At 36.8% G+C, this 26,796-nt stretch carries 19 protein-coding genes and 2 pseudogenes; 7 read left to right on the top strand and 14 right to left on the bottom strand.

All coding sequences use genetic code 11. The features are described 5' to 3' along the window. The first annotated feature begins 211 nt into the window (after nucleotides 1-211). Nucleotides 212-490 (top strand): winged helix-turn-helix transcriptional regulator, encoded by a 279-nt coding sequence (locus M2265_RS27045; RefSeq protein ID WP_207902449.1) that lies wholly within the window; start codon nucleotides 212-214, stop codon nucleotides 488-490. Here the strand turns inward: M2265_RS27045 and M2265_RS22180 are convergent. The 7 genes and pseudogenes from M2265_RS22180 to M2265_RS22150 form a co-directional block, all read right to left on the bottom strand. Then, a pseudogene (locus M2265_RS22180) lies at nucleotides 448-747 on the bottom strand (integrase core domain-containing protein); the annotation flags it as partial. The gene M2265_RS27045 and the pseudogene M2265_RS22180 sit on opposite strands and share 43 nt — an antisense overlap. A gap of 15 nt (nucleotides 748-762) precedes the next feature. After that, a protein-coding gene (locus M2265_RS22175; RefSeq protein ID WP_413716342.1) for an IS3 family transposase occupies nucleotides 763-1,883 on the bottom strand; the annotation gives its coding sequence in 2 pieces (ribosomal slippage) (nucleotides 763-1,634 and nucleotides 1,634-1,883; 1,122 coding nt in all). An 80-nt stretch (nucleotides 1,884-1,963) separates the two neighbouring features. After that, nucleotides 1,964-2,790 (bottom strand): annotated as a pseudogene (locus M2265_RS22170) (IS3 family transposase); the annotation flags it as partial. A 50-nt stretch (nucleotides 2,791-2,840) separates the two neighbouring features. Then, a protein-coding gene (locus M2265_RS22165; protein WP_264599365.1) for an IS3 family transposase occupies nucleotides 2,841-3,961 on the bottom strand; the annotation gives its coding sequence in 2 pieces (ribosomal slippage) (nucleotides 2,841-3,709 and nucleotides 3,709-3,961; 1,122 coding nt in all). A 124-nt stretch (nucleotides 3,962-4,085) separates the two neighbouring features. Next, a complete protein-coding gene (locus M2265_RS22160) occupies nucleotides 4,086-4,520 on the bottom strand; it encodes a PaaI family thioesterase (RefSeq protein ID WP_132770630.1) in 435 nt (144 codons plus the stop codon). Nucleotides 4,521-4,615: 95 nt separating this feature from the next. Then, complete coding sequence (locus M2265_RS22155) at nucleotides 4,616-7,021, bottom strand: glycoside hydrolase family 2 TIM barrel-domain containing protein (RefSeq protein ID WP_132770631.1); 2,406 nt, start codon at nucleotides 7,019-7,021, stop codon at nucleotides 4,616-4,618. A gap of 214 nt (nucleotides 7,022-7,235) precedes the next feature. Continuing rightward, the gene (locus M2265_RS22150) at nucleotides 7,236-8,219 is read right to left on the bottom strand and encodes an adenylate/guanylate cyclase domain-containing protein (protein WP_165905911.1); all 984 of its coding nucleotides are present in this window, start codon (nucleotides 8,217-8,219) and stop codon (nucleotides 7,236-7,238) included. Nucleotides 8,220-8,646: 427 nt separating this feature from the next. Between M2265_RS22150 and M2265_RS22145 the strand changes: the two genes are divergently transcribed. Together M2265_RS22145 and M2265_RS22140 are read left to right on the top strand one after the other, a co-directional pair. Beyond that, nucleotides 8,647-9,783 carry a sensor histidine kinase gene (locus M2265_RS22145; protein WP_132770634.1) on the top strand — a complete coding sequence of 379 codons (1,137 nt, stop codon included), beginning with the start codon at nucleotides 8,647-8,649 and terminating at the stop codon, nucleotides 9,781-9,783. Beyond that, nucleotides 9,758-10,513, top strand: a complete 756-nt coding sequence (locus M2265_RS22140) for a LytR/AlgR family response regulator transcription factor (RefSeq protein ID WP_132770636.1) — start codon at nucleotides 9,758-9,760, stop codon at nucleotides 10,511-10,513. The genes M2265_RS22145 and M2265_RS22140 overlap by 26 nt, the downstream gene beginning before the upstream one ends. A gap of 188 nt (nucleotides 10,514-10,701) precedes the next feature. Here M2265_RS22140 and M2265_RS22135 read toward each other — a convergent pair whose 3' ends face one another. The 3 genes from M2265_RS22135 to M2265_RS22125 are packed head-to-tail and all read right to left on the bottom strand — an operon-like array spanning nucleotide 10,702 to nucleotide 16,440. Next, on the bottom strand, nucleotides 10,702-12,114 hold the full coding sequence (locus M2265_RS22135) for an efflux transporter outer membrane subunit (RefSeq protein ID WP_132770637.1): 1,413 nt from the start codon (nucleotides 12,112-12,114) through the stop codon (nucleotides 10,702-10,704). Further along, nucleotides 12,114-15,272, bottom strand: coding sequence for an efflux RND transporter permease subunit (locus M2265_RS22130; protein WP_132770639.1), 3,159 nt, complete (start codon nucleotides 15,270-15,272; stop codon nucleotides 12,114-12,116). Before M2265_RS22130 ends, M2265_RS22135 begins: the two co-directional genes overlap by 1 nt. Nucleotides 15,273-15,291: 19 nt before the next feature. Further along, nucleotides 15,292-16,440: an efflux RND transporter periplasmic adaptor subunit gene (locus M2265_RS22125; protein WP_132770641.1), complete on the bottom strand. Its 1,149-nt coding sequence runs from the start codon at nucleotides 16,438-16,440 to the stop codon at nucleotides 15,292-15,294. Nucleotides 16,441-16,800: 360 nt separating this feature from the next. Here M2265_RS22125 and M2265_RS22120 point away from each other — a divergent pair, with 360 nt between their 5' ends. The 4 genes from M2265_RS22120 to M2265_RS22105 all read left to right on the top strand — a co-directional run bounded on the left by M2265_RS22120 (nucleotide 16,801) and on the right by M2265_RS22105 (nucleotide 19,069). Next, nucleotides 16,801-17,367, top strand: coding sequence for a porin family protein (locus M2265_RS22120; RefSeq protein ID WP_132770642.1), 567 nt, complete (start codon nucleotides 16,801-16,803; stop codon nucleotides 17,365-17,367). Between the two features lie 106 nt (nucleotides 17,368-17,473). Next, nucleotides 17,474-18,283, top strand: a complete 810-nt coding sequence (locus tag M2265_RS22115) for a universal stress protein (RefSeq protein WP_132770644.1) — start codon at nucleotides 17,474-17,476, stop codon at nucleotides 18,281-18,283. A 67-nt stretch (nucleotides 18,284-18,350) separates the two neighbouring features. Continuing rightward, a complete protein-coding gene (locus M2265_RS22110) occupies nucleotides 18,351-18,779 on the top strand; it encodes a TetR/AcrR family transcriptional regulator (RefSeq protein WP_132770646.1) in 429 nt (142 codons plus the stop codon). Nucleotides 18,780-18,871: 92 nt separating this feature from the next. Continuing rightward, complete coding sequence (locus M2265_RS22105; RefSeq protein WP_132770647.1) at nucleotides 18,872-19,069, top strand: hypothetical protein; 198 nt, start codon at nucleotides 18,872-18,874, stop codon at nucleotides 19,067-19,069. A 316-nt stretch (nucleotides 19,070-19,385) separates the two neighbouring features. Here M2265_RS22105 and M2265_RS22100 read toward each other — a convergent pair whose 3' ends face one another. The 4 genes from M2265_RS22100 to M2265_RS22085 all read right to left on the bottom strand — a co-directional run bounded on the left by M2265_RS22100 (nucleotide 19,386) and on the right by M2265_RS22085 (nucleotide 26,795). Beyond that, nucleotides 19,386-20,972: a glycoside hydrolase family 43 protein gene (locus M2265_RS22100; RefSeq protein ID WP_132770649.1), complete on the bottom strand. Its 1,587-nt coding sequence runs from the start codon at nucleotides 20,970-20,972 to the stop codon at nucleotides 19,386-19,388. 85 nt (nucleotides 20,973-21,057) lie between these two features. After that, the gene (locus tag M2265_RS22095; protein ID WP_132770650.1) at nucleotides 21,058-21,972 is read right to left on the bottom strand and encodes a hypothetical protein; all 915 of its coding nucleotides are present in this window, start codon (nucleotides 21,970-21,972) and stop codon (nucleotides 21,058-21,060) included. Between the two features lie 44 nt (nucleotides 21,973-22,016). Continuing rightward, nucleotides 22,017-23,645 carry a RagB/SusD family nutrient uptake outer membrane protein gene (locus M2265_RS22090; protein WP_132770652.1) on the bottom strand — a complete coding sequence of 543 codons (1,629 nt, stop codon included), beginning with the start codon at nucleotides 23,643-23,645 and terminating at the stop codon, nucleotides 22,017-22,019. Between the two features lie 12 nt (nucleotides 23,646-23,657). Further along, complete coding sequence (locus M2265_RS22085; protein ID WP_132770654.1) at nucleotides 23,658-26,795, bottom strand: SusC/RagA family TonB-linked outer membrane protein; 3,138 nt, start codon at nucleotides 26,793-26,795, stop codon at nucleotides 23,658-23,660. Between the last annotated feature and the right edge of the window lies 1 nt (nucleotide 26,796).

The following is a 26,796-nucleotide window of genomic DNA, read 5'->3' as shown; positions in this document are numbered from 1 at the left end:
TAAAATATAGGAATAATTATATAACATTATCATTTTATACATAATTGCTCCTAGCGATAAAACGACAATTTTTCTTTCATCAATATGAATAACCGTATTATAATTAAGTGAATATCCAAGTGAACTTAAAATTATTTTAGAAAGTAAAGAGCTATCTAGAGAAACGGGCATTAGTCCGATAATAATGTTAAAAGAATTACAGGTATCGTAAATTAATGGGCTTATAAGTCATACGGTATGTAACACAAAAAACATTACGGTTGATTATAAACTTACGGACTACAGTAAAACATTGTCTGAGTTGATTACAGCTATGTGCAAATGGGGTAAAAAAAACCGACAAAAAATCATCCTATTCTTAAATATAGAGTTAGAAAGTATGACCTCCTCCCAATTTCAGGAGTATTTAAAAGTAGAAAAATTTGCTATTTTGACCTCCTCCCAATTTCAGGAGTATTTAAAAGTAGAAAAATTTGCTATTTTGACCTGATTTTCAATAAACATTTCAGGTGTTAAATCCCCTAAACAACTATGGGGTCTGAAGGTGTTATATTCGTCTTTCCAGTCTTCAATTTTCTGCTTAGCATCCCCCAACGAAAGGAACCAATTGGTGTTTAAGCATTCGTCACGGAAGCTCCCGTTGAACGACTCAATATACGCATTATCTGTTGGTTTTCCAGGTCTTGAAAAGACGAGTTCAACTTTTTGTTCGTAGGCCCACCTGTCCATTTCTTTTGATATAAACTTGACCTCCTCCCAATTTCAGGAGTATTTAAAAGTAGAAAAATTTGCTATTTTGACCTGATTTTCAATAAACATTTCAGGTGTTAAATCCCCTAAACAACTATGGGGTCTGAAGGTGTTATATTCGTCTTTCCAGTCTTCAATTTTCTGCTTAGCATCCCCCAACGAAAGGAACCAATTGGTGTTTAAGCATTCGTCACGGAAGCTCCCGTTGAACGACTCAATATACGCATTATCTGTTGGTTTTCCAGGTCTTGAAAAGACGAGTTCAACTTTTTGTTCGTAGGCCCACCTGTCCATTTCTTTTGATATAAACTCAGACCCATTATCCACTTGAATTTTCTTTGGCTTAGCTCCTTTAAACAACCTCAGTTCTTCCAGTACTTCTACAACCTGATAACCTTTTATACTCTGTTCAACATGGATTGCCATGCATTTGCGACTATAATTATCCACTATAGTTAAGCAGCGGATTTTCTTCCCATCGAATAGTGCGTCTGCCACGAAGTCCATGCTCCAGCAGTCATGTAAATTGGAAAATGAAGGTCTTTCAGAACGATGAGAGGCTGCTCTGCAGCGCCTTGGACGTTTACTCCTTAAGTTCAGACCTTCTTCTTTATAGATCCGATAGACACGTTTATGGTTGTCAGACCAGCCTTCACGACGTAAAAGAATATAGACACGCCAGAGTCCATAACGTACCCGTGTTTCGGCTATATTACGTATCCTTAAGCGTAATGGAAGATCTTCGCGGCGGTGAGCTTTATAGTACCAAACAGAAGTGCTTAGTAGTGATACCTCGCATGCTTTCCGTAATGAAACCCGATAGTCTGCAACTAATCCCTTCACTATTTTTCTGCGCTGAGAGGGTCTCAATACTTTTTTTTTAACACATCCTGCAACATCTGCTTATCCAAACTCAGATCGGCAACAAGTTTCTTCAGCTGAGTATTTTCTTCTTCTAGTTGGCGCAACTTTCGAAGTTCGGAGATACCCAGACCTCCATATTTTTTCTTCCAATTGTAGAATGTAGCCTCGCTGATACCCATTTTACGGCAGACTTCCTCCACCCGGGTACCCGTCTCAGACTGCTTGATCGCAAAGGCGATCTGAGCTTCGGTAAATTTCGATCTTTTCATCGTTTTTCCTCCTATTTAAAATTAGTAATTCTATCCCGAATTCTCTACTTTTAAATACTCCAGTTTTTTGGGAGGAGGTCAAACTCAGACCCATTATCCACTTGAATTTTCTTTGGCTTAGCTCCTTTAAACAACCTCAGTTCTTCCAGTACTTCTACAACCTGATAACCTTTTATACTCTGTTCAACATGGATTGCCATGCATTTGCGACTATAATTATCCACTATAGTTAAGCAGCGGATTTTCTTCCCATCGAATAGTGCGTCTGCCACGAAGTCCATGCTCCAGCAGTCATGTAAATTGGAAAATGAAGGTCTTTCAGAACGATGAGAGGCTGCTCTGCAGCGCCTTGGACGTTTACTCCTTAAGTTCAGACCTTCTTCTTTATAGATCCGATAGACACGTTTATGGTTGTCAGACCAGCCTTCACGACGTAAAAGAATATAGACACGCCAGAGTCCATAACGTACCCGTGTTTCGGCTATATTACGTATCCTTAAGCGTAATGGAAGATCTTCGCGGCGGTGAGCTTTATAGTACCAAACAGAAGTGCTTAGTAGTGATACCTCGCATGCTTTCCGTAATGAAACCCGATAGTCTGCAACTAATCCCTTCACTATTTTTCTGCGCTGAGAGGGTCTCAATACTTTTTTTTTAACACATCCTGCAACATCTGCTTATCCAAACTCAGATCGGCAACAAGTTTCTTCAGCTGAGTATTTTCTTCTTCTAGTTGGCGCAACTTTCGAAGTTCGGAGATACCCAGACCTCCATATTTTTTCTTCCAATTGTAGAATGTAGCCTCGCTGATACCCATTTTACGGCAGACTTCCTCCACCCGGGTACCCGTCTCAGACTGCTTGATCGCAAAGGCGATCTGAGCTTCGGTAAATTTCGATCTTTTCATCGTTTTTCCTCCTATTTAAAATTAGTAATTCTATCCCGAATTCTCTACTTTTAAATACTCCAGTTTTTTGGGAGGAGGTCAATTTTGACCTGATTTTCAATAAACATTTCAGGTGTTAAATCCCCTAAACAACTATGGGGTCTGAAGGTGTTATATTCGTCTTTCCAGTCTTCAATTTTCTGCTTAGCATCCCCCAACGAAAGGAACCAATTGGTGTTTAAGCATTCGTCACGGAAGCTCCCGTTGAACGACTCAATATACGCATTATCTGTTGGTTTTCCAGGTCTTGAAAAGACGAGTTCAACTTTTTGTTCGTAGGCCCACCTGTCCATTTCTTTTGATATAAACTCAGACCCATTATCCACTTGAATTTTCTTTGGCTTAGCTCCTTTAAACAACCTCAGTTCTTCCAGTACTTCTACAACCTGATAACCTTTTATACTCTGTTCAACATGGATTGCCATGCATTTGCGACTATAATTATCCACTATAGTTAAGCAGCGGATTTTCTTCCCATCGAATAGTGCGTCTGCCACGAAGTCCATGCTCCAGCAGTCATGTAAATTGGAAAATGAAGGTCTTTCAGAACGATGAGAGGCTGCTCTGCAGCGCCTTGGACGTTTACTCCTTAAGTTCAGACCTTCTTCTTTATAGATCCGATAGACACGTTTATGGTTGTCAGACCAGCCTTCACGACGTAAAAGAATATAGACACGCCAGAGTCCATAACGTACCCGTGTTTCGGCTATATTACGTATCCTTAAGCGTAATGGAAGATCTTCGCGGCGGTGAGCTTTATAGTACCAAACAGAAGTGCTTAGTAGTGATACCTCGCATGCTTTCCGTAATGAAACCCGATAGTCTGCAACTAATCCCTTCACTATTTTTCTGCGCTGAGAGGGTCTCAATACTTTTTTTTTAACACATCCTGCAACATCTGCTTATCCAAACTCAGATCGGCAACAAGTTTCTTCAGCTGAGTATTTTCTTCTTCTAGTTGGCGCAACTTTCGAAGTTCGGAGATACCCAGACCTCCATATTTTTTCTTCCAATTGTAGAATGTAGCCTCGCTGATACCCATTTTACGGCAGACTTCCTCCACCCGGGTACCCGTCTCAGACTGCTTGATCGCAAAGGCGATCTGAGCTTCGGTAAATTTCGATCTTTTCATCGTTTTTCCTCCTATTTAAAATTAGTAATTCTATCCCGAATTCTCTACTTTTAAATACTCCAGTTTTTTGGGAGGAGGTCAAGTATACTGAAGAATTATTTCTAACTCTATTTACACTAAAATATTATTTGTTGCTTACTGAAGTTTTATATAAATTTGAAGTTCCTTTAGCGATTAATCGACTCCTTTTCGAACTCCAAATTTCGCACTCAGCAAGTACAAACTGTTTTCCTTTCTTGATGATTTTTGTCGAAGCAATGATTTTATCGCCATTTTTTGCTATAGACAAATAATCAATCGAATTATGAAGTGTGATATAAAAGTCATCCTCATTAAAAGTAAACATTGTTGCTCCCAATATATCATCCATAATAGCCGCAATAATGCCTCCATGTAAGTTATCAATGGGATTGAGCCATTCGGGTCTGATTGTATACTCGAACTCCAGATGACCCACTTCAACGGCTAATACAACAGGCTTGAGCCATCCCATAAAAGGTGATGGCGAGACTTTAAACTCTTTACCAATACATTCTTTAATCTTAACTAACCAATCCATGTTTTAGATATTTAATAATATACTAACAGTAAACCATAAATTTTATTATTTCATTTTCCATTAATTATTGCAAAGCAGTACTACAATGAAGATTATTATTTATTATCAATGATAATTTCCGATTTTGGAATACCTGGATAATTTACGGTGATCTTAATATTACCGGGATCAGTTGCTCCTTTTATGATAGCCAAAGCTCTTCCTTTCCAAACTTTTCTTGATTGGGAGGTATAAGGTTCGGTGTCCTTTAAATTAGCATTATCTATTCCTATTAAAGTACCAGGTCCCTCAATCGTAAATGTTAATTTTTCATCTGCCCCATCACAGACTGTTCCCTCATTATCTATCACTTCAATAGTTATATAGGATAGATCTTGCCCGGTAGCCTGAATTTCTTTACGATCGGCTTTCATTCTTATTTTTGCAATTTTGTTTGCTGTTTTCAGGACACGTTGCTCTATTTCCTTGTATAAACGGTCAAGTGCAATCGCTTTCAATTCTCCTTCCTGATATGGAACCTGGAACGTAGCTTTAAACTGTTCATTTTCCCCTGTAAGCTTTTCTCCAAGCAAATCTCCATTGAGATAAAGTCGAACTTTGGGGTGAGACGAATAGACTTCTACTTCTAAATTTTTATTTTCATAACCTTTCCAGTTCCAACTCTCCCAAGTAGGCCACACGCTCCATAGTGTTTCATGAACCTGTAATGGCTCCGGATTAGGTTCTCGTACGGCTAAATGAAGCTTTGATCCGCCATTGTATAAGATATCTCGGTAATGAGAGATGGGTTTACGCCATCCAGTCAAATCAATATCGCCACAATATGCACCATGCCATGGAAACAGATCTCTGTCATAATGCTCACCCGTAACTTCTCCAGTATAAAACCATCGTCCAATGCCAGATTCTCCTAGATAATCGATTGCTGTCCAGACAAAGTCACCGATAATAAAAGGATGGTCATGAACAAGTTTCCAATTTGCAAAAGCATCTCGCGGATAAGATTCGGTTTGTACAATAATTCGATCTGGAACTCGCTCGTGATCTTTTGGCGCACGATGTAATTGATAGTTATATCCGGCAACATCATGCTCAGCCATTAGTGGATCAAATATTTCCCATTCTTTGTCCCAAGTAGTCATGGCCGAAACCACAGGTCTACTATCATCTATTTCTCTGATCGCATCCCTTAGCATTTTTGCCGTTTTCACTGCATCTGGTTCTTTTCGCTCGATTATTTCATTGCCGATACTCCAGAGAATAATAGATGGATGATTTCGGTCTCTTTTCACCATAGCTTGAACATCTTTCTTAGCCCATTTTTCGAAAAGTATGGCATAATCATAATCTGTCTTCTTTGTTTTCCATCCGTCAAATGCTTCATCAATAACTAATAAACCTATACTATCACAGGCTTGTAGAAATTTTGAAGATGGCGGATTGTGCGAGGAACGGACAGCATTGAAACCTGCTGCTTTCAAAAGCTCAACCTTACGCACTTCGGCGCGATCATATGCAGCTGCACCTAAAGAACCATTATCATGGTGGACATTTCCTCCGTTCAGTTTGATCTTATTTCCATTTAATATGAAGCCAGTTGCTGCATGAAACTCTATATTTCGAATTCCAAATTTAGTATCAACCCGATCAATAATATCTTTTCCTTTGAGAACTTCTACACGGGCAGTATAAAGATTGGGAGCATCTGGTGACCAAAGCATAGGTTTTTTAACCAATAATGTAGTTGCCATTTCATTTTCTACTGATGCGGTGGCTTTGACCATTTTATTGTTTTTTGAAACCACTTGTCCATGCGCATCTATTATTATAGTGCGCACGCTGATTTCTGTTGATGATGCTGTATTATTATCAATTTGAATATTCAATTTTACTGTCGCTTCTGTACTTGAGATGTTCTCGGCCTTAATACCAATCCCCCATTGCGCAACGGAAAGTTTGTTTTTAGTAATTAACCATACATTTCTATAAATACCCGAACCTGTATACCAACGGCTATTTTTCTGAGCAGAATTATCGACTTTGACCGCTATGGTATTGTTTTCTCCATAATACAAATACGGGCTAAGGTCATATGAAAATGAAGTATATCCGTAAGGATATAATCCCAACGACTTGCCATTAATGAAAACCTCTGAATTCATATAAACTCCTTCAAAATAAATTGAAATATTTTGACCTTTTTTAGCAGCTGGCACATGAAAGCTTTTACGATACCAACCTAATCCGGTTGGAAAATATCCGCCATCATTACCTGAAGGATTTTTCAAAGCTACCTTACCTTCAATACTCCAGTCGTGTGGCAGATCAAGAGATCGCCAGTTCGAATCATCAAGATCTCCGTCTTGAGCATTAGGGGGATTACCGAGATTAAATTTCCAATCTAGATTAAACAGCTGATTTCTTAATTTATTTTTTTCTTGAGATGTAGAGTAATTAATAAAGAACCCCCAAATAATTAGGAGCAATGATACTTTTTTCATTTTTTAGTTATGTTTAATAAGGTTAGCTTAAAATAAATTTTGAGCTTGAATTGAAAAAATATACGAGGAGTATCTCTTCAATTCAAACTTAAAGTATATAAATAATAAATGTACAAAAAACATTTATTATTTAAAATACAAATTTCACTATTAATGATGATCATCATAAATAGTGAAATTTGCATTTTAAGATACTCGCTTTTGTGAGGACAGGTTAACTAATTTTATTTTGTTCTACAGCCATTACCATAACATTTTCAATTTTTCCGCGAAGTCTAAGTTCTGCTATTGGAATCACCTCAAAATGATCGCCAGAAATTTTCATCGATAGCGTTTCCGAGATTAATAAACTTTGATTATAATGATTACAGAGTTCTTGTATCCTAGCTGTAGTATTGAGTGTATCTCCATGAAAAGCAATTTCTTTTTTTATCACACCGATCTCTACAACACTTACAAATCCAATATGTGCCCCAGCTTTAAAAAAAGGTTTGTGACCAAAGTTTTTTTCATAGTATGAACTCCTATTTTCAAACTTGCGCTGGCACTCAAAGTAGAAATTACCCCATTTCATATTTGTGCCACGTGAAGAAATACGCCAAGTAATTACTACCTCATCGCCAACGTACTGATAGATCTCCCCGTTAAACCGTGACAGTACGCTGTTGATATCTATAAAACAACTCCGCAAAAACCTACTGTAATCCACGTGGCCTAATTCTTCGGCAATAGTAGTTGAAGATCGTAGATCCATAAACATAAATATCCTTTCTTCTACTCTTGGTGTTCTATATTTCCCAATTATTAAAGGCCACATCATGTTTGGTGCAAATTTTTTGCTTACCTCCGTCACAAAACTAAGGACTAGAATAACCATAAAATTGTAAACTAGGATCATATAAAATATATTCACCCAAGTATATTCTCCTATAATCTCATTGTTTGATAATGAGCTTCTGAAACGATCGAAAATAAAATCCACAAAAAGCCATAGCAACAATATCGTTATCAAATAATAAAGGATAACTCTGTATATAATATTACCCCATAAAGAAATGCGTTGAAAGAAGGTATATTCAAACAACTGCTCCGTCAGTGCAGATAAAATTCCGAGTATTAAGCCACCAATGAAGTAACATGCAAAATACACAACAAGATCAATATCGATATCAGTATTATTTGCCTTGAATAAAAGCAAAGACAAAAAAGATAAAAATAGATATGCAATTACCCAGAAAACAATTCTCGTCCAAGCAAATCTTGGATATAAATTAATCAATGTCATATAGCGTAACAAAGTATCTAATATAACATGTTTTAATCAAAAGTCTTTTATAAATCCTGCACTCCAATAAATCCTTGTCAATTATATTTTATCCCATAAATATTAAGATTTACTGCTTTTTTTAATTTTTAAATAATCATTCGTCACAAATACATTTTCAGTTCAGTGTTCTTTTCGTCAATTTCAACAGTAAATTGGGAGACTTGAGTCAAAAAAAGTTATACTAACTATTTAAAAAAGATCATCTTTGTTATGATGGAATTATTTTTTAGCACCTATTTGGAGTGCTAATTCTAAAATTTGAAAATCCATATTTCTAAAACAATTAATGAAAGACTATATGAATAAGGGAGAAATAGCAAAACAGGTATTATTTACTCGTTTTAAAAGATTATTTCTAGTCATCTTCGCATTTATTCTATTCTACCTTGTATCATATATATTAGACCCGTATAGTATATATTGGAAAGGTTATTTTCAACGAAATTTTCAAGAAATTGCTGCCGAATGGTTCATCACCTTTATGTTCTGTTTTTTAATGTCCGAATCCAGTATTTTTATTCATAAAAAATTGAATATAAAAGTTCCTTGGACAAGTAATAAATCGAAAAGACTTTTTCTAGAAATCATGCTCAATTTTTCAATTGTATTGTTGATGATCATGATGAATATGTTATTTTTCACACTATTAGACTTAAGCTCTTCCGATGTCGAAGATGTTCTGTCAATTGAAGATATAAAAAGTATTTTGCGATGGATTGTTGTTAGTTTGGTAATTTCTTTCATGATTATATCCATCAACACAATGACTTATCTGATTAGTAACTGGATCAGTATTGCGACAGAAATGTCTGAGCAAAAGCTAAAAACAGCAGAATTAAAACAAGCTTCAGCAGAAGCGGAACTACATGCACTAAAATTACAACTCGATCCACATTTTATTTTTAATAATCTGAGCGTTTTATCAGAACTTATATTAGAGGACCAACAAATAGGATTCGAATATTCTGAAAACTTCGCTAAAGTTTACCGTTTTTTACTATTGAACAGTAAAAAAAATATAATTACGCTAGATGAGGAAATTAATTTCCTAAATGCATATATCTTTTTAATAACACACAGGATCGGTAGCGGTGTGCATTTTACAATTAAAATCAATGAACACAGTAAATACATGTACATTCCTTCTTTGACATTGCAACTATTGATTGAAAATGCGATTAAACACAATAAGACCAGTAGAAAAGAACCCTTAAATATAAATATTTCAAATCCGGAAGTAGGATTGATAATTGTTGAAAATACACTTTCACCAATTGAAAACACCAAAAATATTTCTACGGGTATAGGCTTAAATAATATTATAAGTCGCTATAAGCTTTTAGGAAAAAAGGTACCAGAAGTAATAAAGGACAAACTTACATTTAAAGTTTCTATTCAATTAATCGAGTATGATAAAGAAAATAGTAATAGTTGAGGACGAAAAACTCAATGCTGATCGTATTAAACGTTTATTAAAAGAAATAAATCCACAGTTCGAAATAATAGCTGTATTGGATAGCGTAGCAGACACCGTAGAATGGTTCAATGAGAATGATGATCCAGACATCATTATAATGGATATTAGACTTTCCGATGGATTAAGTTTTGATGTATTTGATCAAGTTACTGTAGATTGTCCCGTTATCTTCACGACAGCTTATGATGAATATGCTGTCCAAGCTTTTAAGTATAATAGTGTGGATTATATACTTAAGCCTGTTGAAAAAACTGAATTAGAACAAGCATTCAATAAATTGGATGAGTATGAGTCATTAGCAGATAATCAACAGGCTTTAGATAATTTGCTGAATTTCGTAAAGCCAAAGGACTTTAGATCACGATTTTTAGTCCCTTTTCGTGATGGTTTTCAAACCATACTAGTTACTTCCATTTCATGCATATATACTGACATGAAACTCACTAAAGCCCGATTAAAAAATGGAAAAGATGTTGTTTTAAATCTGAGTTTGGATGATATTGAGAAACAGCTAGATCCTAAATTTTTTTTCAGAGCGAATCGACAATGTATCATTCATGTAGATTCAGTACATCAATTATTAAACTATTTTAATCGTAAACTTAAAATAGTATTGTATGATTTTGATATTGAAATTATAGCAAGCAGAAAAAAATCAAATCTTTTGAAAGAATGGTTAGATTCTTAAATAAGTAAAAGCATAATCAAATATTTGATTATGCTTTTGTTTTTATAAAATAGTCTAATTTGATGCAATTAAAATAGATGATTGGTCAATCTATTTTTTCCCAAAATAGAAACTAAAAAAATAAAAAGGATCGACTTATATTTCAAAGCCGATCCTCCTACCTTATAATAATGACCTAGTTGGTTGGGTTATTCAGTTCCTCCTCCAAGTGCACGATAAAGATCTGTAGTCGAATCAAATCTATCTTTTTGTATTGAAATTACATCTAAATCATTCTGTAATGAATTATTCTGTGCAGTTATAACTTCCAGATAAGTAGCCATCCCACTGTTATATAAAAGCATAGCATCCTTAACAGCTTTTTGCAGAGCCACTTTCTTGTGTTCAACTAGTGTCACTCGCTCGTTAGCATACTGCCTCTTAACCAATGCATCAGATACTTCACCAACAGCAGTCATTACCGTTAGTCTGAATTGTTCTGCTGACTTTTCTTGTTCAATTTTAGCTATTTCATAAGCTGTTTTTAACTTCTTATTTTGAAATATAGGTTGCGTAATGTTACCGGCGATATTTTTCACCAATGAACCAGGTAAGTTAAACCAGTTATCAAATTGGAATGAATTTGTTCCGATAGAAGGAGTCAAGCGTAAAGATGGATACATCTGAACCTTTGCAAGACCAGTTTCTGCATTAGCAACCATTACAGCATATTCTGCTGCCCGAACGTCTGGACGCCTACTTAGCATATCAGCAGGAATACCAATAGGAAAACTTTCTACGAAAGGTATAGTTTCCATCTTATTAATACGTGCTATGCTATCTGGAAAAGAACCACAAAGTATACTTAATGCATTTTCCTGTATTGCTATATTCTGTTTTGCAAGTGGTACCAATAACTCGGCGGTCTTCTTTTGCGCTTCAGCCTGTTCCACAGCAAGGGAATTGACCTGGGCTGATTGAAATTGAAGTTTAATAACATGCAGCGTTGCTTCACTTAGTTCAATATTACGTGAAGCAACTTTTAACTGTTCATCTAAAGTGATTAAATTATAATATGCTTGCGCAACTTGACTTACAATACGTGTTCTTAATGCGGCAAGATTTTCATGTTGCATGAAAAAATTTGCTCTTGCAGATTCCTTCTGCATGGATACTTTACCCCATATGTCGGCCTCCCACGAAATATTAAGCGTAGCTGAATAATCGTCCATATAATCCTTTCCCGTAATTTGCTCACTTAATGACCCGTTCAAAGATGTTTTTGAAAGATAATTTCGAGCGGCAGAAACAGAGAGTTCTGCCGTTGGAAGAAATCCGAGCTTTGCCTGTTTATAAGTAAGATCCAGCTGACGTAGATTCATCATCGCGACTGATATATCTTTGTTCTTTTCTAGTGCTTTCTCAATCAAAGAAGTCAAATATGAATCTTTAAAGAACGTTTTATAGGGTAGACTAATGGTATCACCAGTCACCTCAACCTTATTTCTATAATTCTTTGGAGTCTCCAAATCTGGACGGCTGTATCTTTTGTTTACAGCGCAAGAGGACACTAAAAGTGTCACTCCTAAGCTGAAAAATATATTTTTTCTATTTAATCTCATTACTCAACGCTTTGAATTTTTTGATTTTTATTTTTACCTGAAATCTTTTCTTGTAGATATTGGAAAAGAATGTATAATATTGGAATAACAAATATTCCTAATACAACACCAGATAACATACCTACTGCTGCTCCAGTACTGATTGACCTATTTCCCATAGCAGATCCTCCTGTGGCAAACATCAATGGAACCATACCTACTATAAAAGCTAACGAAGTCATGATAATGGGACGTAATCTTGATTTTGCACCATCAATAGCAGACTCTACGATTGAATAACCCGCAGCTCTTCGTTGAACAGCAAATTCAATAATTAGAATCGCATTTTTAGCAAGTAATCCTACAAGCATAATTAACCCTACCTGCACATATATATTATTGTCCAATCCAATTGCTTTAATCGATGCAAATGCGCCGATAATACCTGTCGGTATAGAAAGAAGAACTGCAAACGGTAGAAGATAACTTTCATACTGCGCTGCAAGTAGGAAGTAAACAAACATTAAACACAATGATAAAATAATGATCGTTTGGTTTCCTGCAGATTTTTCCTCTAAACTAAGTCCTGTCCATTCATATCCATAATCAGACGGTAATTTGCTCAGTACATTTTTTTCCAGATTGTCCATAATGTCACCATTACTTGCACCAGGGAGTGGTACTACACTTATGGTAAGTGAATTAAATAAATTGTATCGATTTAGTGCTTCTGGACCATATACTTTATGAAGAGTAACCATAGATTTTACAGGAACCATTTGGTTTTGATCATTACGAACAAATATTTCATTGAATGCTTCCTCATCAACTCTAAACATGCCATCTGCCTTAACATTTACACGATAAAATTTACCAAAACGGGTAAAGTTCAACGACTGATCTCCAGCGAAATACGTCTGTATAACATTCATCATACGACCGATTTCAACCCCCATTTGCTGCGCTTTATCCTCATCTACTTCCAATTCAAGTTGTGGATAATCTGTGCGGAATGTTGTGTAGGCAAACTGAACACCTGGTTGCTGCATAATTTGTCCAATAACCTCATCGGACATTGCTTTTAGTTTTTCCGGAGATTTACCTGTTTTATCTTGTAACACAATTTCTGCACCACTTGTTACACCATAACCTTCTACCGGAGGGCTTCTAAATGCCATCACCGTTGCTTCCTTAATTCCTGCAAACTCAGCGGTCAAGTTTCCTAAAACCTGGTCTATATCTTTAACCTCGCCACGATCTTTCTTATCTTTCAGCTTAATGAAACCCATAGCATAAGCTGGACTTGCGCTACTTGATAAAATATTAAAGCCAGTAATAGTGGTACTATTTTTTACAGCTTGTGTCTTCTTCAATATATCATCTACACGTGCCGCTGCGGCAGTTGTTCGATCTAAAGCTGTACCTGGAGGCATATTTAAACTATAGATAATAAAAGAATCATCTTCCATTGGAACAAAACTTTTAGGAGTACTCATCATTAACCAACCTGCAACAGCAGTAATTAAAATCACTAAACCTGCTCCAAGCCATTTTCTAGCAATTAAAAATTTTAACCCCTTAATATACTTACCTGTCAGATTATCAAACCCTGCATTGAAAGCTACAAAAAAACGTCTTCCAAAACCTTTTTTCTTATTTCCATCTTGATGATGACCTTCGGCATGATTATTTTTCAATAATAAGGCACATAGGGCAGGAGTAAGCGTAAGTGCGTTAACTGCTGAAATAATAATGGCAATAGCTAGCGTGTATGCAAACTGTTTGTAAAAAATACCTGCGGAACCTGTCATAAACCCAATCGGTATAAATACAGCCGACATCACTAATGTAATCGAGATAACGGCACCTGTGATCTCACCCATCGCACTGTGTGTTGCTTCCTTACCTGTCATATTGGTACCTTCCATTTTACTATGGACGGCTTCGACGACTACAATAGCATCATCCACTACAATACCAATGGCCAATACCAATGCAAATAGCGTCAAAACATTAATGGTAAATCCAAAAACAAGCAAGAAGAAAAATGTTCCTATAATCGCTACAGGTACAGCTATTGCCGGAATAATTGTCGATCTAAAATCTTGTAAGAATAAAAAGACAACAATAAAAACTAGTATAAATGCCTCTATCAAAGTAGATTTAACTTGTCCCGTGGCCTCATCTAGACGTTCTTTTGTACTCATTAATCCCGTGTAGTCTATTCCAGGAGGAAAGTCTTTCGAAGCACTTTTCAAAACATCACGTACGCCAATTTCAATGTCATTGGCATTGGATCCAGTAGTTTGCAAAATAGCTACAGTTACAGATCTTTTCCCATCCATACTTGTGTTACCACTGTAGCTAAGTGATCCAAATTCAATACGGGCTACGTCTTTCAATCGTACCAAGAGCTCACCATTACGTTTCACAACAATATTCTCATACTCATGTGGTTCACTCTTTTTCCCTTTATACCGCATTACATATTCTAGAGCAGCATTGGATTCTTCTCCCAACTTACCTGGTGCGACTTCTAAACTTTGCATACCAATCGCATTACTAACATCGGCTGGCTCCAAACCATAAGAAGCCATTTTCTGTGGATTTAACCACACGCGCATAGAATAGTCTTTTTGACCAAAAACCTGTGCCTGACCTACTCCTGGTACACGTTTTATCTGTGGAATAACATTGATATTTACATAGTTCTGTAGGAATAGTTCATCATATTTTTCATTATTATCGGTAAAAACGTTGAAAATCATGATCATACTATTCTGTTGCTTCGAGGTGGTCAATCCCATTCGAATAACTTCCTGTGGAAGAATAGGTGTGGCTTGTTGTACTCGATTCTGCACATTTACAGCTGCCTGATCAGGATTCACTCCTTGTTTGAATATGACTGAAATGGAAAATGAACCATCATTACTTGCAGTAGATTTAATATACTGCATATTTTCCACACCGTTTATCTGCTCTTCTAATGGTGTAACCACCGATCGAATAACTGCCTCACTATTTCCTCCCGGATAACTTCCCGAAACCATTACGGTAGGCGGTGAAATATCAGGAAATCTCGTTACAGGGAGCCTGAGGAGCCCTATAGCTCCCAATATTAATAGCACAACCGAAATAACGGTGGCCATTACTGGTCTATCTATAATCTTTTTTAACATTTTGATACTTATCTAAAAATTAATTATTCAATGAGTCTTGGCTCACTATATTCGGTAATACCACAACTCCTTCTATTAGCTGATCTATACTGTTTACAGCTATTTTATCACCTGGTTTTACCCCTGATTTAACAATATAATCAGCACCCGTTCTTCCGTTTATCGTGATCGGTTTCATGGCTACCTTATTACTATCTGCAAGCACATAAACGAAAAATTTATCTTGAATATCTTTTACTCCTGCCATAGGAAGTTTAATGGCACTTCTAAGACTTTTAGTTAAAATAATACGGGCTGCGCCACCTGAACGTAAAATCCTATCTGGGTTTGGAAACACAGCCTTTAATGCGATAGTACCTGTATTACGGTCAATATTTCCACTAGCAATTTCGACAGTCCCTTTGTTAGCGTATCGATTACCATCAGCCATAATAATTTCCACCGTATTCATTCCATCATCTGTTTTTCGATCATTCATAAATTCAATAAATTTTGCTTCATTGAGATTGAAGTAAACAAATACTTGATCAATTTCCGATAATGTTGTTAATGGATTAGCATCGCTAGGGGTTACCAAGTTTCCGACCCTACTCGGAATGCGGCCGATATAACCACTTACTGGTGCCTTAATAATCGCAAAAGCAGCGTTTAGCTGTGAAGAGCTTATTGCTGATTTAGCTTGTGCTACCTGAGCAGTTGTTGCATCATATTGCGCTTGTGCAGTCTTTAACTGTAAGTCTGATACAACCTTCCCCTGAACTAGCGGTCTTATTTTTTCAAGTTCAATTTGTGCATTTGCTTGTGCAGCTAGTGCAGATTGTAAAGATGCTTTACTATTGTTTACCTGTTCATTGAAAACATCGCTCTTTATCTTAAACAGTGACTGGCCTTTTTGAACGTATTGGCCTTCTTTTACATATGTCGTCTCAAGGTAACCAGTAACTTGAGCTCTAATATCTACATTGACTGTACCTTCAATGGTACCCGGATAAGATTCTACAATGCTAGTCGGAGACTCTTTTAGTTCGATAAAATCAGCATTTACAGGTTGCTGTTCGTATGATCCGTCTTCTTGTTGTCCGCCACATGAACTAAACATAATACCGAAAGCAAATACGGCTACGTATAGATTGAAATTGTTTTTTGCTTTGAATTCTTGCTTTACCATTTTTTTATGATTTTAAATTTCACCTGCAAAGAACAAGAGATTTTATTTTTTAAAAAAGATATAACTTACTGAACTGGGTAAAATAGCATCTGAAATGAAACCGTCGAGATCTGAATTGGCACAGCAAATTTTAACAGCAGATCAAAAATTAATTAAAATCATGTTTTTATATATAAAAAATCATTTACAGGTAGTTAGAATACTCTGATCAATACTAAAAATCACTTTTTTGCACTTCAACATTGATACGGTTAAATTTCAACATCAAAAATTGTCACTTCAGCTAGTTTTCTCTTAATACAAATATGCTTTACATATAATTTTGTATCAATCTTAAAAAGTTATTTAAATAAAATGAACATGAAAAAATTAATCTTAGCAAGTGCTCTTATCGGTCTTAGTTTATATGGAAAAGCACAACAAGTTGAAATTATTCCAAAAGTTGGTATTAATGTTTCAAAACAAAGTATTAATAGCATATCTGGTGAAAAAATGAAAGTTAGATTTCAAGGTGGATTGGGCGTAAATATTTTTACAGGAATTAAAAATTTCTCGATTCAACCAGAGATAAATTATATTGGAAAAGGAACGACCATAAAAAAAGATAATATTAAAAAGGACTTAGATCTTAATTATTTGGAATTACCTATTCTTGCGAAATACAGTTTTGGTCCTGTATACGTAAATGCCGGTCCTTCAATTGGATTATTATTGGATAAAGACTCTAAATTAATTCAAAATTATGGTGAGAAACTTAATAAAATAGATTTTGGTGTTCAGATGGGAGCCGGTGTAGCTCTACCTGCTGGACCAGGAAAAATCATTGTTGATGCTCGTTATAATTTAGGTCTTAATGATTTAGGAAAAATTTCTACTATTAAAAATCGTGGGATAATGGCTTCATTTGGTTATGCAATTCCATTTTAATATTTTTTAACACAACTTTATAATTAGTTTATTCGATGTGAATATCACATCGAATAAACTAATCAAACACCCATCATTCCAATTATAAAATAATCCTCGTTATATTATGCAAACTATTATAGTAGCAACTAATTTTTCTAAAGATGCGGATAATGCTTTGAATTTTGCTATAAAAGCTCTTAAAGGAAAAAATTATCAGATTGTACTCTTCAATTTCTTTTCGCCTTCAATTCATGTGCTGAATGCACGACTTCCTGCAGATAAATTAGATAGACTTACATTTATACGTAAGGAAATATTACAAGATATGGTAGATTCGATATCTAAAAATCATGAAATACCTGCTATTCCATATTTTGCTACAGGTGATTTTATAACAGCTTTAACAAGTTGCATAAAATTGTTTGATGCGAAGCTAATTATACTTGGTATGGCAGAAAAAAGTCTTGGTCAAGATTTACTCGGGAACACTACAACTATGATAATTAATAAAGTAAAGTGTCCGATACTAAGCATACCTTCAAATGTAAGTTATAAAGGAATAACTAAAGTACTTTTTGCTTGTGATATTGATCGTGGTGTTCACAAAAAAGTTCTTGAAAATGTTCGAGAATTTGCTCATAATTTTGGTGCCACTGTTGATATCTTTCATGTAAATAAATATTCAAATAGACCAACAGAGCCCACTAAAATTAATAACATTTTAGAATTCCTTTCAGATACGGAGGCAACGTTCATAGATGTTCATGCAGAATCGGTAATAAATGCTATTGAAAAGGAAATTAAATCATCCGATGCAGATATTTTAATAATGATCCCTTATAAATATGGTTTTTGGAATTCTATTATTCATAGAAGTTTAACCAGGAAAATGGCTTCAGCATCTAACATACCTTTACTTTCAATTCAACTATAAACTCGAACCTAACAGGTAAAGCAGCTAGAGTAAACCAGTTTATTAAAAAATAACAAGAAAAGAATCTATGAAAATTTCAGAATTTGTACATCAAAGTTTAAACGAAATAGCTCCAGCAATAGAGCAATACGGTTTTGATAACATAACTACTGATCATATTATAAATGCGACAAATATATCTAGAAGTCGATTACTGAGTCATTTTGGTGGATTACATGGGCTTTTAGAATTAGTAATGCTGGATCAAATTGCTAAGTGTTTTAATTATATTTATGAAAAAACAATTCCATCCAAAAATATAGATGAAGCTCTTATTCAATTTCACCGTTATAGAAGTGAATATATTGAAAGTAGTAGCCTTTTACAAATTTATCATAAAGAAAAATACAAACAATCGAAACGAATCATACAATTAAAAGCAGAAATTGATCAAATAGAAATACATGAGAAAAATAGATTTATTCATAATTATAAGAATTTAAAAAAAAGCAAATAAATCTATAAGTTACAGGCCTATCTATTTAAAAATAAAACAAAAATTTCATTTCTATGATTGGATACATATTAGTTTTTTCTATTTGCAAAAATATGATTTTGAGACGAATAGAAATTATGGACTATCTTCAGCTACATCTTAAAAATATTGAATTGTCTACTATCGAGCTTGAAGATAAAATATTTACAATGTCTTTAAAATCAGACGGACGTCGCGAGGATCATATTCAAAAACTAGTTAGATCTAAGGGATTAGAAATAGGGTTTCTATCATTCGAAATTATCGAATAATTGTAAAACTGAACTAGGCCTATGATCCCAGAATATCACTCTCAAAATCGATTTTAGAGAGTATCTAGTTACTTTAGGGATCGATAAAGATTCGATCCCATTTGCTAATATTGCTATTAAGAAAAAATTCTTTAATCTTATTGTTTGGTCATAATCTATTTTGAAAAAACCACCTTTAGAATTCAATTCTTTTTTGATTGCCCTTCTGCTCGCCATATTACTACTAAAAGTAGAAAGATTTTAAAGATATCAGAAAAAATATGATCTTTCCTGATATCTTTAAAATAAATTGATACGGCATTAATTATCTCAAAAATTAGCTGGTGAAATAATCAAACCAGTCATAGAAAACCTTAGCTTTTGTCCGATATCCATTGGAAGTTGAATACAGCCCGATCATCACACCTGTAAATCCTCCAGCAACTTCAGTACTTAAGTATCGTGTGTCTAATTTGCCTATTGACTCAAATCTTCCGCTTTTGGGATCTATCTGACCAAATTGATATTCTTGTGCTGTTCCTTTGATCTTCAACACAACTTGATTGGTCGAAATTTCCCTTTCCGCAACAATATATTTAAGAGACCCGACTATCGCTCTCAACTGTATGCAATAGCCATTACCTTTGCGTCTAATAAAAAAATCGTAATGATGAGAACTTGTTTGCAATAATGTCATTCCAGCTTCTTCGAATTCTGTATCAGAGAAAAATTCGAGTGCTGTACTTGCTTCAAAATCATGTTCTGTTTGTCGACGCCCAATAAAAGAGAGTGGTTTAGTTTCATTGAGTGTACCCAGACTACTCCACATACATAAAGAACCCATACGGGTATTAAACGCATACTTTGAAGAATCTGGATTGCGCAGATATTGCCATTGTAAATTTAATGTTTCACTATCAAAATCATCTCTAACAGTTGCTACTGCGAAAGGTTTCTTGGGTAAAGTTGGAACATTCATATCCAGCTGAATAGTTCCGTTTCCATTGACCTGGGGCCAACCATTTTTTGGCCAACTCACTGGAGCTAAAAATGTTTCTCTACCTAAAATATGGTAATAACTGTAAGGATGCGTAACTCTGAATCCCAAAAATACGGTCCACCAAGATCCATCTGCTGCTTGGATGAAGTCGGCATGTCCTACCCCCTGAATTGGATTTGCTTGCCCTCTCCTGTTCGAATGGCTCAAAATAGGGTTTAGTGGACAAGATTCGTAGGGACCCCATATTGATCGACTTCGTCCAATACTCGCGCTATGTGCATATTCAGTCCCTCCTTCTCCAAGTAACAAATAATAATAATCGTCTTTTTTGTAAATATGTGGTGCTTCAGGAAAACGCCCACCTGTGCCTGCCCAAACTAACTTCTCGTTAGAAAGTAATTTTCCTGTAAGCAGTTCTATTTCGGTCACACCTATACCCTCTTCTCCCTGTGTAACGAAATAACTTTTTCCATCTTCATCCCAAAAGATATCTGGATCAATACTCTTGATGTCTACCCAGACAGGATCGCTCCATGGTCCTGCTGGATTTTCTGCAGTACAATAAAAATTCCCTTTATCGGATACGTTGGTACATATCACATAATAAAGTCCATCGTGATAACGGATAGATGGAGCAAATAACCCTCTAGAAGATCCTACATCTTGTAATTTAAGCTGCGACTCACGTGTGAGACAATGACCAATCTGTCGCCAGTTCACAAGATCTTTACTATGATAAATGGGCAACCCAGGGAAATACTCGAATGATGATGTTACTAAATAAAAATCATCTCCAACCCGACATATGCTAGGATCCGGATTAAAACCTTTTATAACGGGGTTCTTAAACCCCATCTGCGCTAATGCTAATTGCGTGACAAATACCATAAATATGGTACACATACTTAATACAATTCGTTTCATTTGATGAAAATATTTTTACGTGCTACACTTAAACTCTTTCTTTCCCAAATTCGTACGATAAATATGAGGAAATACATTCTTTTTTTTATTCTGTTGCGTTCAAACTTTCCCGATAAGCTTTACTAATAAAATTATACGTCAACATGGCGGCACCTTCTTGTGAAAGAACAGGATCTCGTAAAACGGCCAGTTGCATGGTATTTTCATTCAACGACATAATGCGAACATCGCCCCAATCGACCACGATACCATCTTGAGGTTTACCATGTAAGGGTGTTGCATCAACCATTCGGATCGTCTTCTTGTCCGTATCAATCATAAAGGATCCTTTTTGCTTTCTACCTAGCATATTGTGGTTGACAATGATATTTGCACCTCCTTTTAAATTAAAAGTCATTTCTCCATAATCACCTGCTGGCATAAGCCAGGTATTTTCTTTCCAGGTGGGATCCCAAAGCCAAGAATCGCTATTGAGAGGCTTTCCCTGCTGATTGACATTGCCCCACCAGTCACCTGTTCCATAAAAATATAACGGCCCTTTGAAAACTCTTGACAGTCCATTTTGATCCAGATCCAGATACCAGGTTTTCTCTTCTCCTGCCCCACCTGCCAACAGTGTCCAGGTTTCGTCACTGATAAACTCGGCATACATATCATCTACCTTAAAAGTGGCAGGTTCTCCATATACAATACCACCGCGGGTTTCAACGCCGAACTTCACTTTGTATTCTCCAGGGAATGGAATATTCAGGGTAACCTTTTTATCTTGGCTACGTCCCTGAGGATGCTCCCACAAGGGTGTATATTTTGCATCAACCAAACTGGTCAAGTAAATAATATTGGGATTCGAAGCATCATGTTCAATTTTATACGATACGCCCTCTACGATCTGGGCCGGTGCAATATCGATATCCCCTAATTCATATTTTTCAGGAGTACAGGCTCCAAACAGAACTATTCCAATGAAGAAATAGATGCTATACTTTACTATATTTTTCATCTTTGTACAATTTTTATCAAAGCAAAATTTAACGATCGGCTTTACTAATTCCATCCGTCATTTTGTTTTAGCACGCCATTGGATAGGGTAATCTGTTTATTAGGAATCTGCATAAAACCTCTTGTCTTTAAGAAGTTCTCTTTTTTAACGGTGACTTTTTCAGGAACAGAACCACTGAGCACATCTTCGGAAGTTTCCAGTATGCCCGCAGCATTATTTAATCCCTGTCTTAAAACGTCCCAATAACGAATTCCCTCGAAGGCAAACTCAAATTCTCTTTCTCTTAAAATTGCAGCCTTGGATACAGCGGCAGCTGTGAAGTTGCTTTTATAAGCTCTTTTTCGCACATCATCAAAATATTTTTGAGCATTGCCCGAACCCAGCTCTGCAGCCATCAGTAATACATCGGCATAACGGATCACAAAATAATCCTGATCTTGAGAAAGCTGCATATCTTTCTCTCCTCCCGTATTGGTCGTTCCGTCCGGTAAAGCGGTTGGCGCATATTTCTTTACGGTATATCCGGTATATTCACGTTGATCTCTCAGATCAAAATTAGTAATGCCCTCTCCATCGATGTCAATGATAGAGGCTTCTTTTCGCGTATCATTATTACTAAATTTATTAAAGAAGTTTTTACTAACGGTACAGGCACCCCATCCTTGGCCATAAGGAGACCAGCTTTTACCTCTGAGCCCTAAGAAAACGATCCAGCGATTGCCATCAACATAACCATTATAGTTGGAGGTATTATTGAACTTTTGCGCAAACACCACTTCTGAATTCCCTTTTCCGATATACTTGGATATATCTAACGAGTTGTTGGTTTTGTTGGGAACGTAACTCGCTGCCGGCCATAGCGCGCTGAAGTTTTGTACTAAAGCAAACTGCCCACTGCTGATCACATCTTCTAATCCGGCGAGTGCTTCGGCTTTAGTGACACCTATATCTTCAGTACCATAGTATCCGGTATAAAATAAATAGACACGTGCTAATAATGCTTTTGCCGCTAAAGGCGTTGCCCGACCATCATTGATTCCTGCTGCCGATTTTGGATAGGCATCTGCAGGAATATGACTTGCCGCAAACTTAAGATCTTCGACGATCAGTTTGTATACATCCTTAGGATCTGCTTGGGGTATATTTTCATTAGTAGCACTCGTTAGCAAAGGGACTTTTTCAAATAAACGCACCAGATCAAAGTACATCAAGGCGCGTAAAAATTTTGTTTCCCCCTCAATCCTTGCTCTAGCAGCGGTTTGATTAGCAAAGTCTGTCCCGTCCAATTTACCCAAAAGGGTATTCGTTCTAAAAATACCGGCATAATAATCTGACCAGGTACCATCAAAAATATTGTTATCTGAAGAGGATTCTGAAATATCAAACCGATCGATCGCCTGAAATGCACGCCCATCTGTCGTACCTGTACCGCCAAAACACTGGTCTGCGGCAACCTCAGCTGTTAAATAAAAGGACTGGCTACCATTGGACACAGTACGCTGATAACCATCGTAACAACCCACTAAGGCCATATCTGCATCGGCTACTGTTTTATAGAAATTACTTTCTAAAACACTTGTCATCGGCTCGACATCGAGAAAACTGGATGAACAAGAGTTGAACAGTAAGGCCGACATTAAAAAAGAACTGTATATGAAATGAGATTTATTCATGATTTTTAGTGTTTAAAATTTAACGTTTAGACCGAACAAGACACTTTTAGGTCGTGGATAATAACCTAAGTCTATACCTGAAACCCAACCATCCGTGCCGTAACCGATTTCGGGGTCCATACCGTCGTATTTGGTGAACGTGAATAGATTTTGTCCCTGTACGTAGAAGCGGATCTGATTGGTGAATTTCCAGCGGAGAACTTTGGATAGATCATAACCCAATGTAATGTTACTGATGCGCAGAAAATCGCCATCTTGCAGGTAGAGATCGGAGAATTGCCAGTTGACATTTGTTTCGGTAACCCTTGGTATGGTATTGGAAGTGCCTTCACCAGTCCATCTGTCCAAGATCCGTGTGGTGTAGTTTCCTTGTTTGTTCGCGTGGTTGCGATAGGACTGTACGATCTTGTTTCCTACGGATCCATAGGCCTGTATTGAAAAATCGACTCCTTTATAATCTAAGCCTAGATTAAATCCATAGGTAAAACTTGGCATACCTACACCGAGATTTACTTTATCGGTGGCGTTTATAACACCATCGCCATTTTGGTCTACATACCTGACATCACCAGGTCGTACGTCTGCCTGTAGAACACCCTTTCCAGCATCTCTCCATGCATCAATTTCGGCTTGGTTCTGAAATAAACCATCGGTTTTATATCCCCAAAAATATCCAATCGGCTGACCGTTTTCAGCACGATAAAACTCTTCCGAGTTGTCATAAAGCATAGCTGTTCGACCATGAATAATACCGTCTTCAGTCGGAATCTGACCAACTTTATTTTTGTTATAAGCACCATTGACACCAAAGTTATATTTCAGTTCATTGACGCGGTCAGACCAATTGACCGCAAGCTCAACCCCTGTATTCTTGACGTCTCCACCATTGATAAAAGGTGGTCTTGTACCTGTTGTGGCCAGTACGGGCGCCGTAACCAACCAGTCTTTGGTAGTTTTTATATAGAAATCGGTAACAATGTCCAAACGATTATTGCTAAATTTGGCGTCTATACCAATATTGGTCTGCTCGGAAGTTTCCCATGTCAGGTATGGATTAGATAACCGGCTTGGATAAGCTCCAGCGATATTGTTATTGCTTGTTCCAAATACATAGTGCGCTCCGGGGTTGCCAGAAGTGATACCTGTTGAAGTACTTATCGGCGAAGCATATTGAAAATCATCGATATCTTGGTTACCTACCTGACCCCATGATGCTCGAAGTTTAAAAAAGTTTATCGCACTTAAGTTGTCTTGAAAAAAATCTTCAGAAGAGATCACCCATCCGGCGGATACCGAAGGAAAATAACCCCAACGGTTGTCTTTGGAGAATTTGGATGAGGCATCGGCTCTTAGGGTTGCATTTAAAAGATACTTCTCTTTGTAATTATAACCCATACGTCCAAAATAAGATACCCTGCGCGTAATATTCTCCGGTTTACCAGCTACTGTGCGGGTTTCTACAACATTACCTTTCTCATCTAAGTGCGCCTGACCTGTGGTATTATCCAAGTAAGCATGCGAAAAATCATTGAACTGCGATAATAGATTCCAATTGGAAGCAGATAGATATGTTCCTTGATAACGCAATGATTCCATACCCACCATAGCTGAAAACCGGTGATCGCTATTGATACTAAAATCATAGGATGCTGTATTGGTCCAGGTCAGCGTATGACCTTTGCTCATGTTCTGAGAAGTTGTCGTATGATCTTCGTTGTAGGTATAAATTGAAAAGCGGTACATGGGCGTAAAGCTTCTGTATTCGGATGCATAATAATTAAATCCCAACAGCGACCTGACTTTCAAACCCTTGATTGGTTCAATTTCAGCAAAGACATCGGCCAGCAGTTTCTGACCATCATTGCTATTCTTGGAATTGGTCATCATGCTACCATAGGGATTACCGTCTCCGTTGTACCAAGGCGAATTGGAGGTATCGTTAAATGGACTTCCAAAAAGACCATTGTCCGAATAGACGGGAGACAATGGCGATGTGCTAAATGCGCCACGTAGCGTATTGCTGTACTGATCGCCAACACTTACACCTCTATTTTTTATGTAGTTGAAATTGAGATGCTGTCCTATTTTTAGAAAGTTATTCAATAATTTATGTTCCGAATTACTGCGGAAGCCATAGCGTTCGTAGTTGGAAACATCCTTGCCCCCAACAATCCCTTCTTGTGCAACATAATTTAAGGACATTGCGTAGGTTGACTTTTCCGATCCACCGGTTAATCCAATATTATAGTTATCCATTCGGGCATTGTCTTTAAACATGTGGTCCAGCCAACTGGTATTGGCTAAACCTTCCATACCATCAAAATTGATAACGGAGGCCCCAGAATTAAGCGACTGTTCATTCATGATGACTTTATATTGGTCGGCATTCAATAGTTTTGCTTTGCGGGCTACATTCTGAATTCCGGTAAAGCCATCAAATGACAAGATACTTTTACCGGCAGCCCCCATTTTTGTAGTCACTAAAACAACCCCATTTGCAGCCTGAGACCCGTAAATGGCTGCAGATGCCGCATCTTTTAATACATCGATCGACTGAATATCTGCCGCATTTAACACCGAAATATCTCCTCCCGGCACACCATCGATCACATATAATGGCCCGGAGTTGCCTATTGTACCTAAACCGCGAACGACAACTTTCATGTCTGCTCCCGGTTGCCCTGAGGTCGATGTGATGGATACACCCGGTGCCTGTCCTTGAAGTGCCTGTAGCGGATTGAGCTGATTACGTTTTTGCAGATCTTCGCCTTCAACTTTAAGATTTGCTCCTGTATTTAATTTCTTTTTCTGTACACCATAGCCAATGACGACCACCTCATCCAGATCGGATACCAATGGTTGTAAACGAATGACCAGATCTGTACCTGAGGCAGCAATTTCTTCTGTTTTATAACCGACATAGGAAATGATCAAGATCGTTCCTTTTGCCGCAGGTATGGAAAATTTCCCAGATTCATTACTACTTGTTGAAGTTGCCTGATTTTTCACTTTAATACTTGCGCCCCCGATTGGCAAGTTGGAATCAGCAGAAACTACTGATCCCGAAAAGGATTGTGCACAGACAACTGAGGTCATGCCCGTCATGACGACGACGGCAATTCCCTTTTTAAACAATTGCTTACTTATCATA

This window comes from Sphingobacterium kitahiroshimense (genome assembly GCF_025961315.1).
Lineage (GTDB): Bacteria > Bacteroidota > Bacteroidia > Sphingobacteriales > Sphingobacteriaceae > Sphingobacterium > Sphingobacterium anhuiense.
Note: the sequence above shows the minus strand (reverse complement) of the source record. Positions and strands in the feature narration are given on the sequence as shown.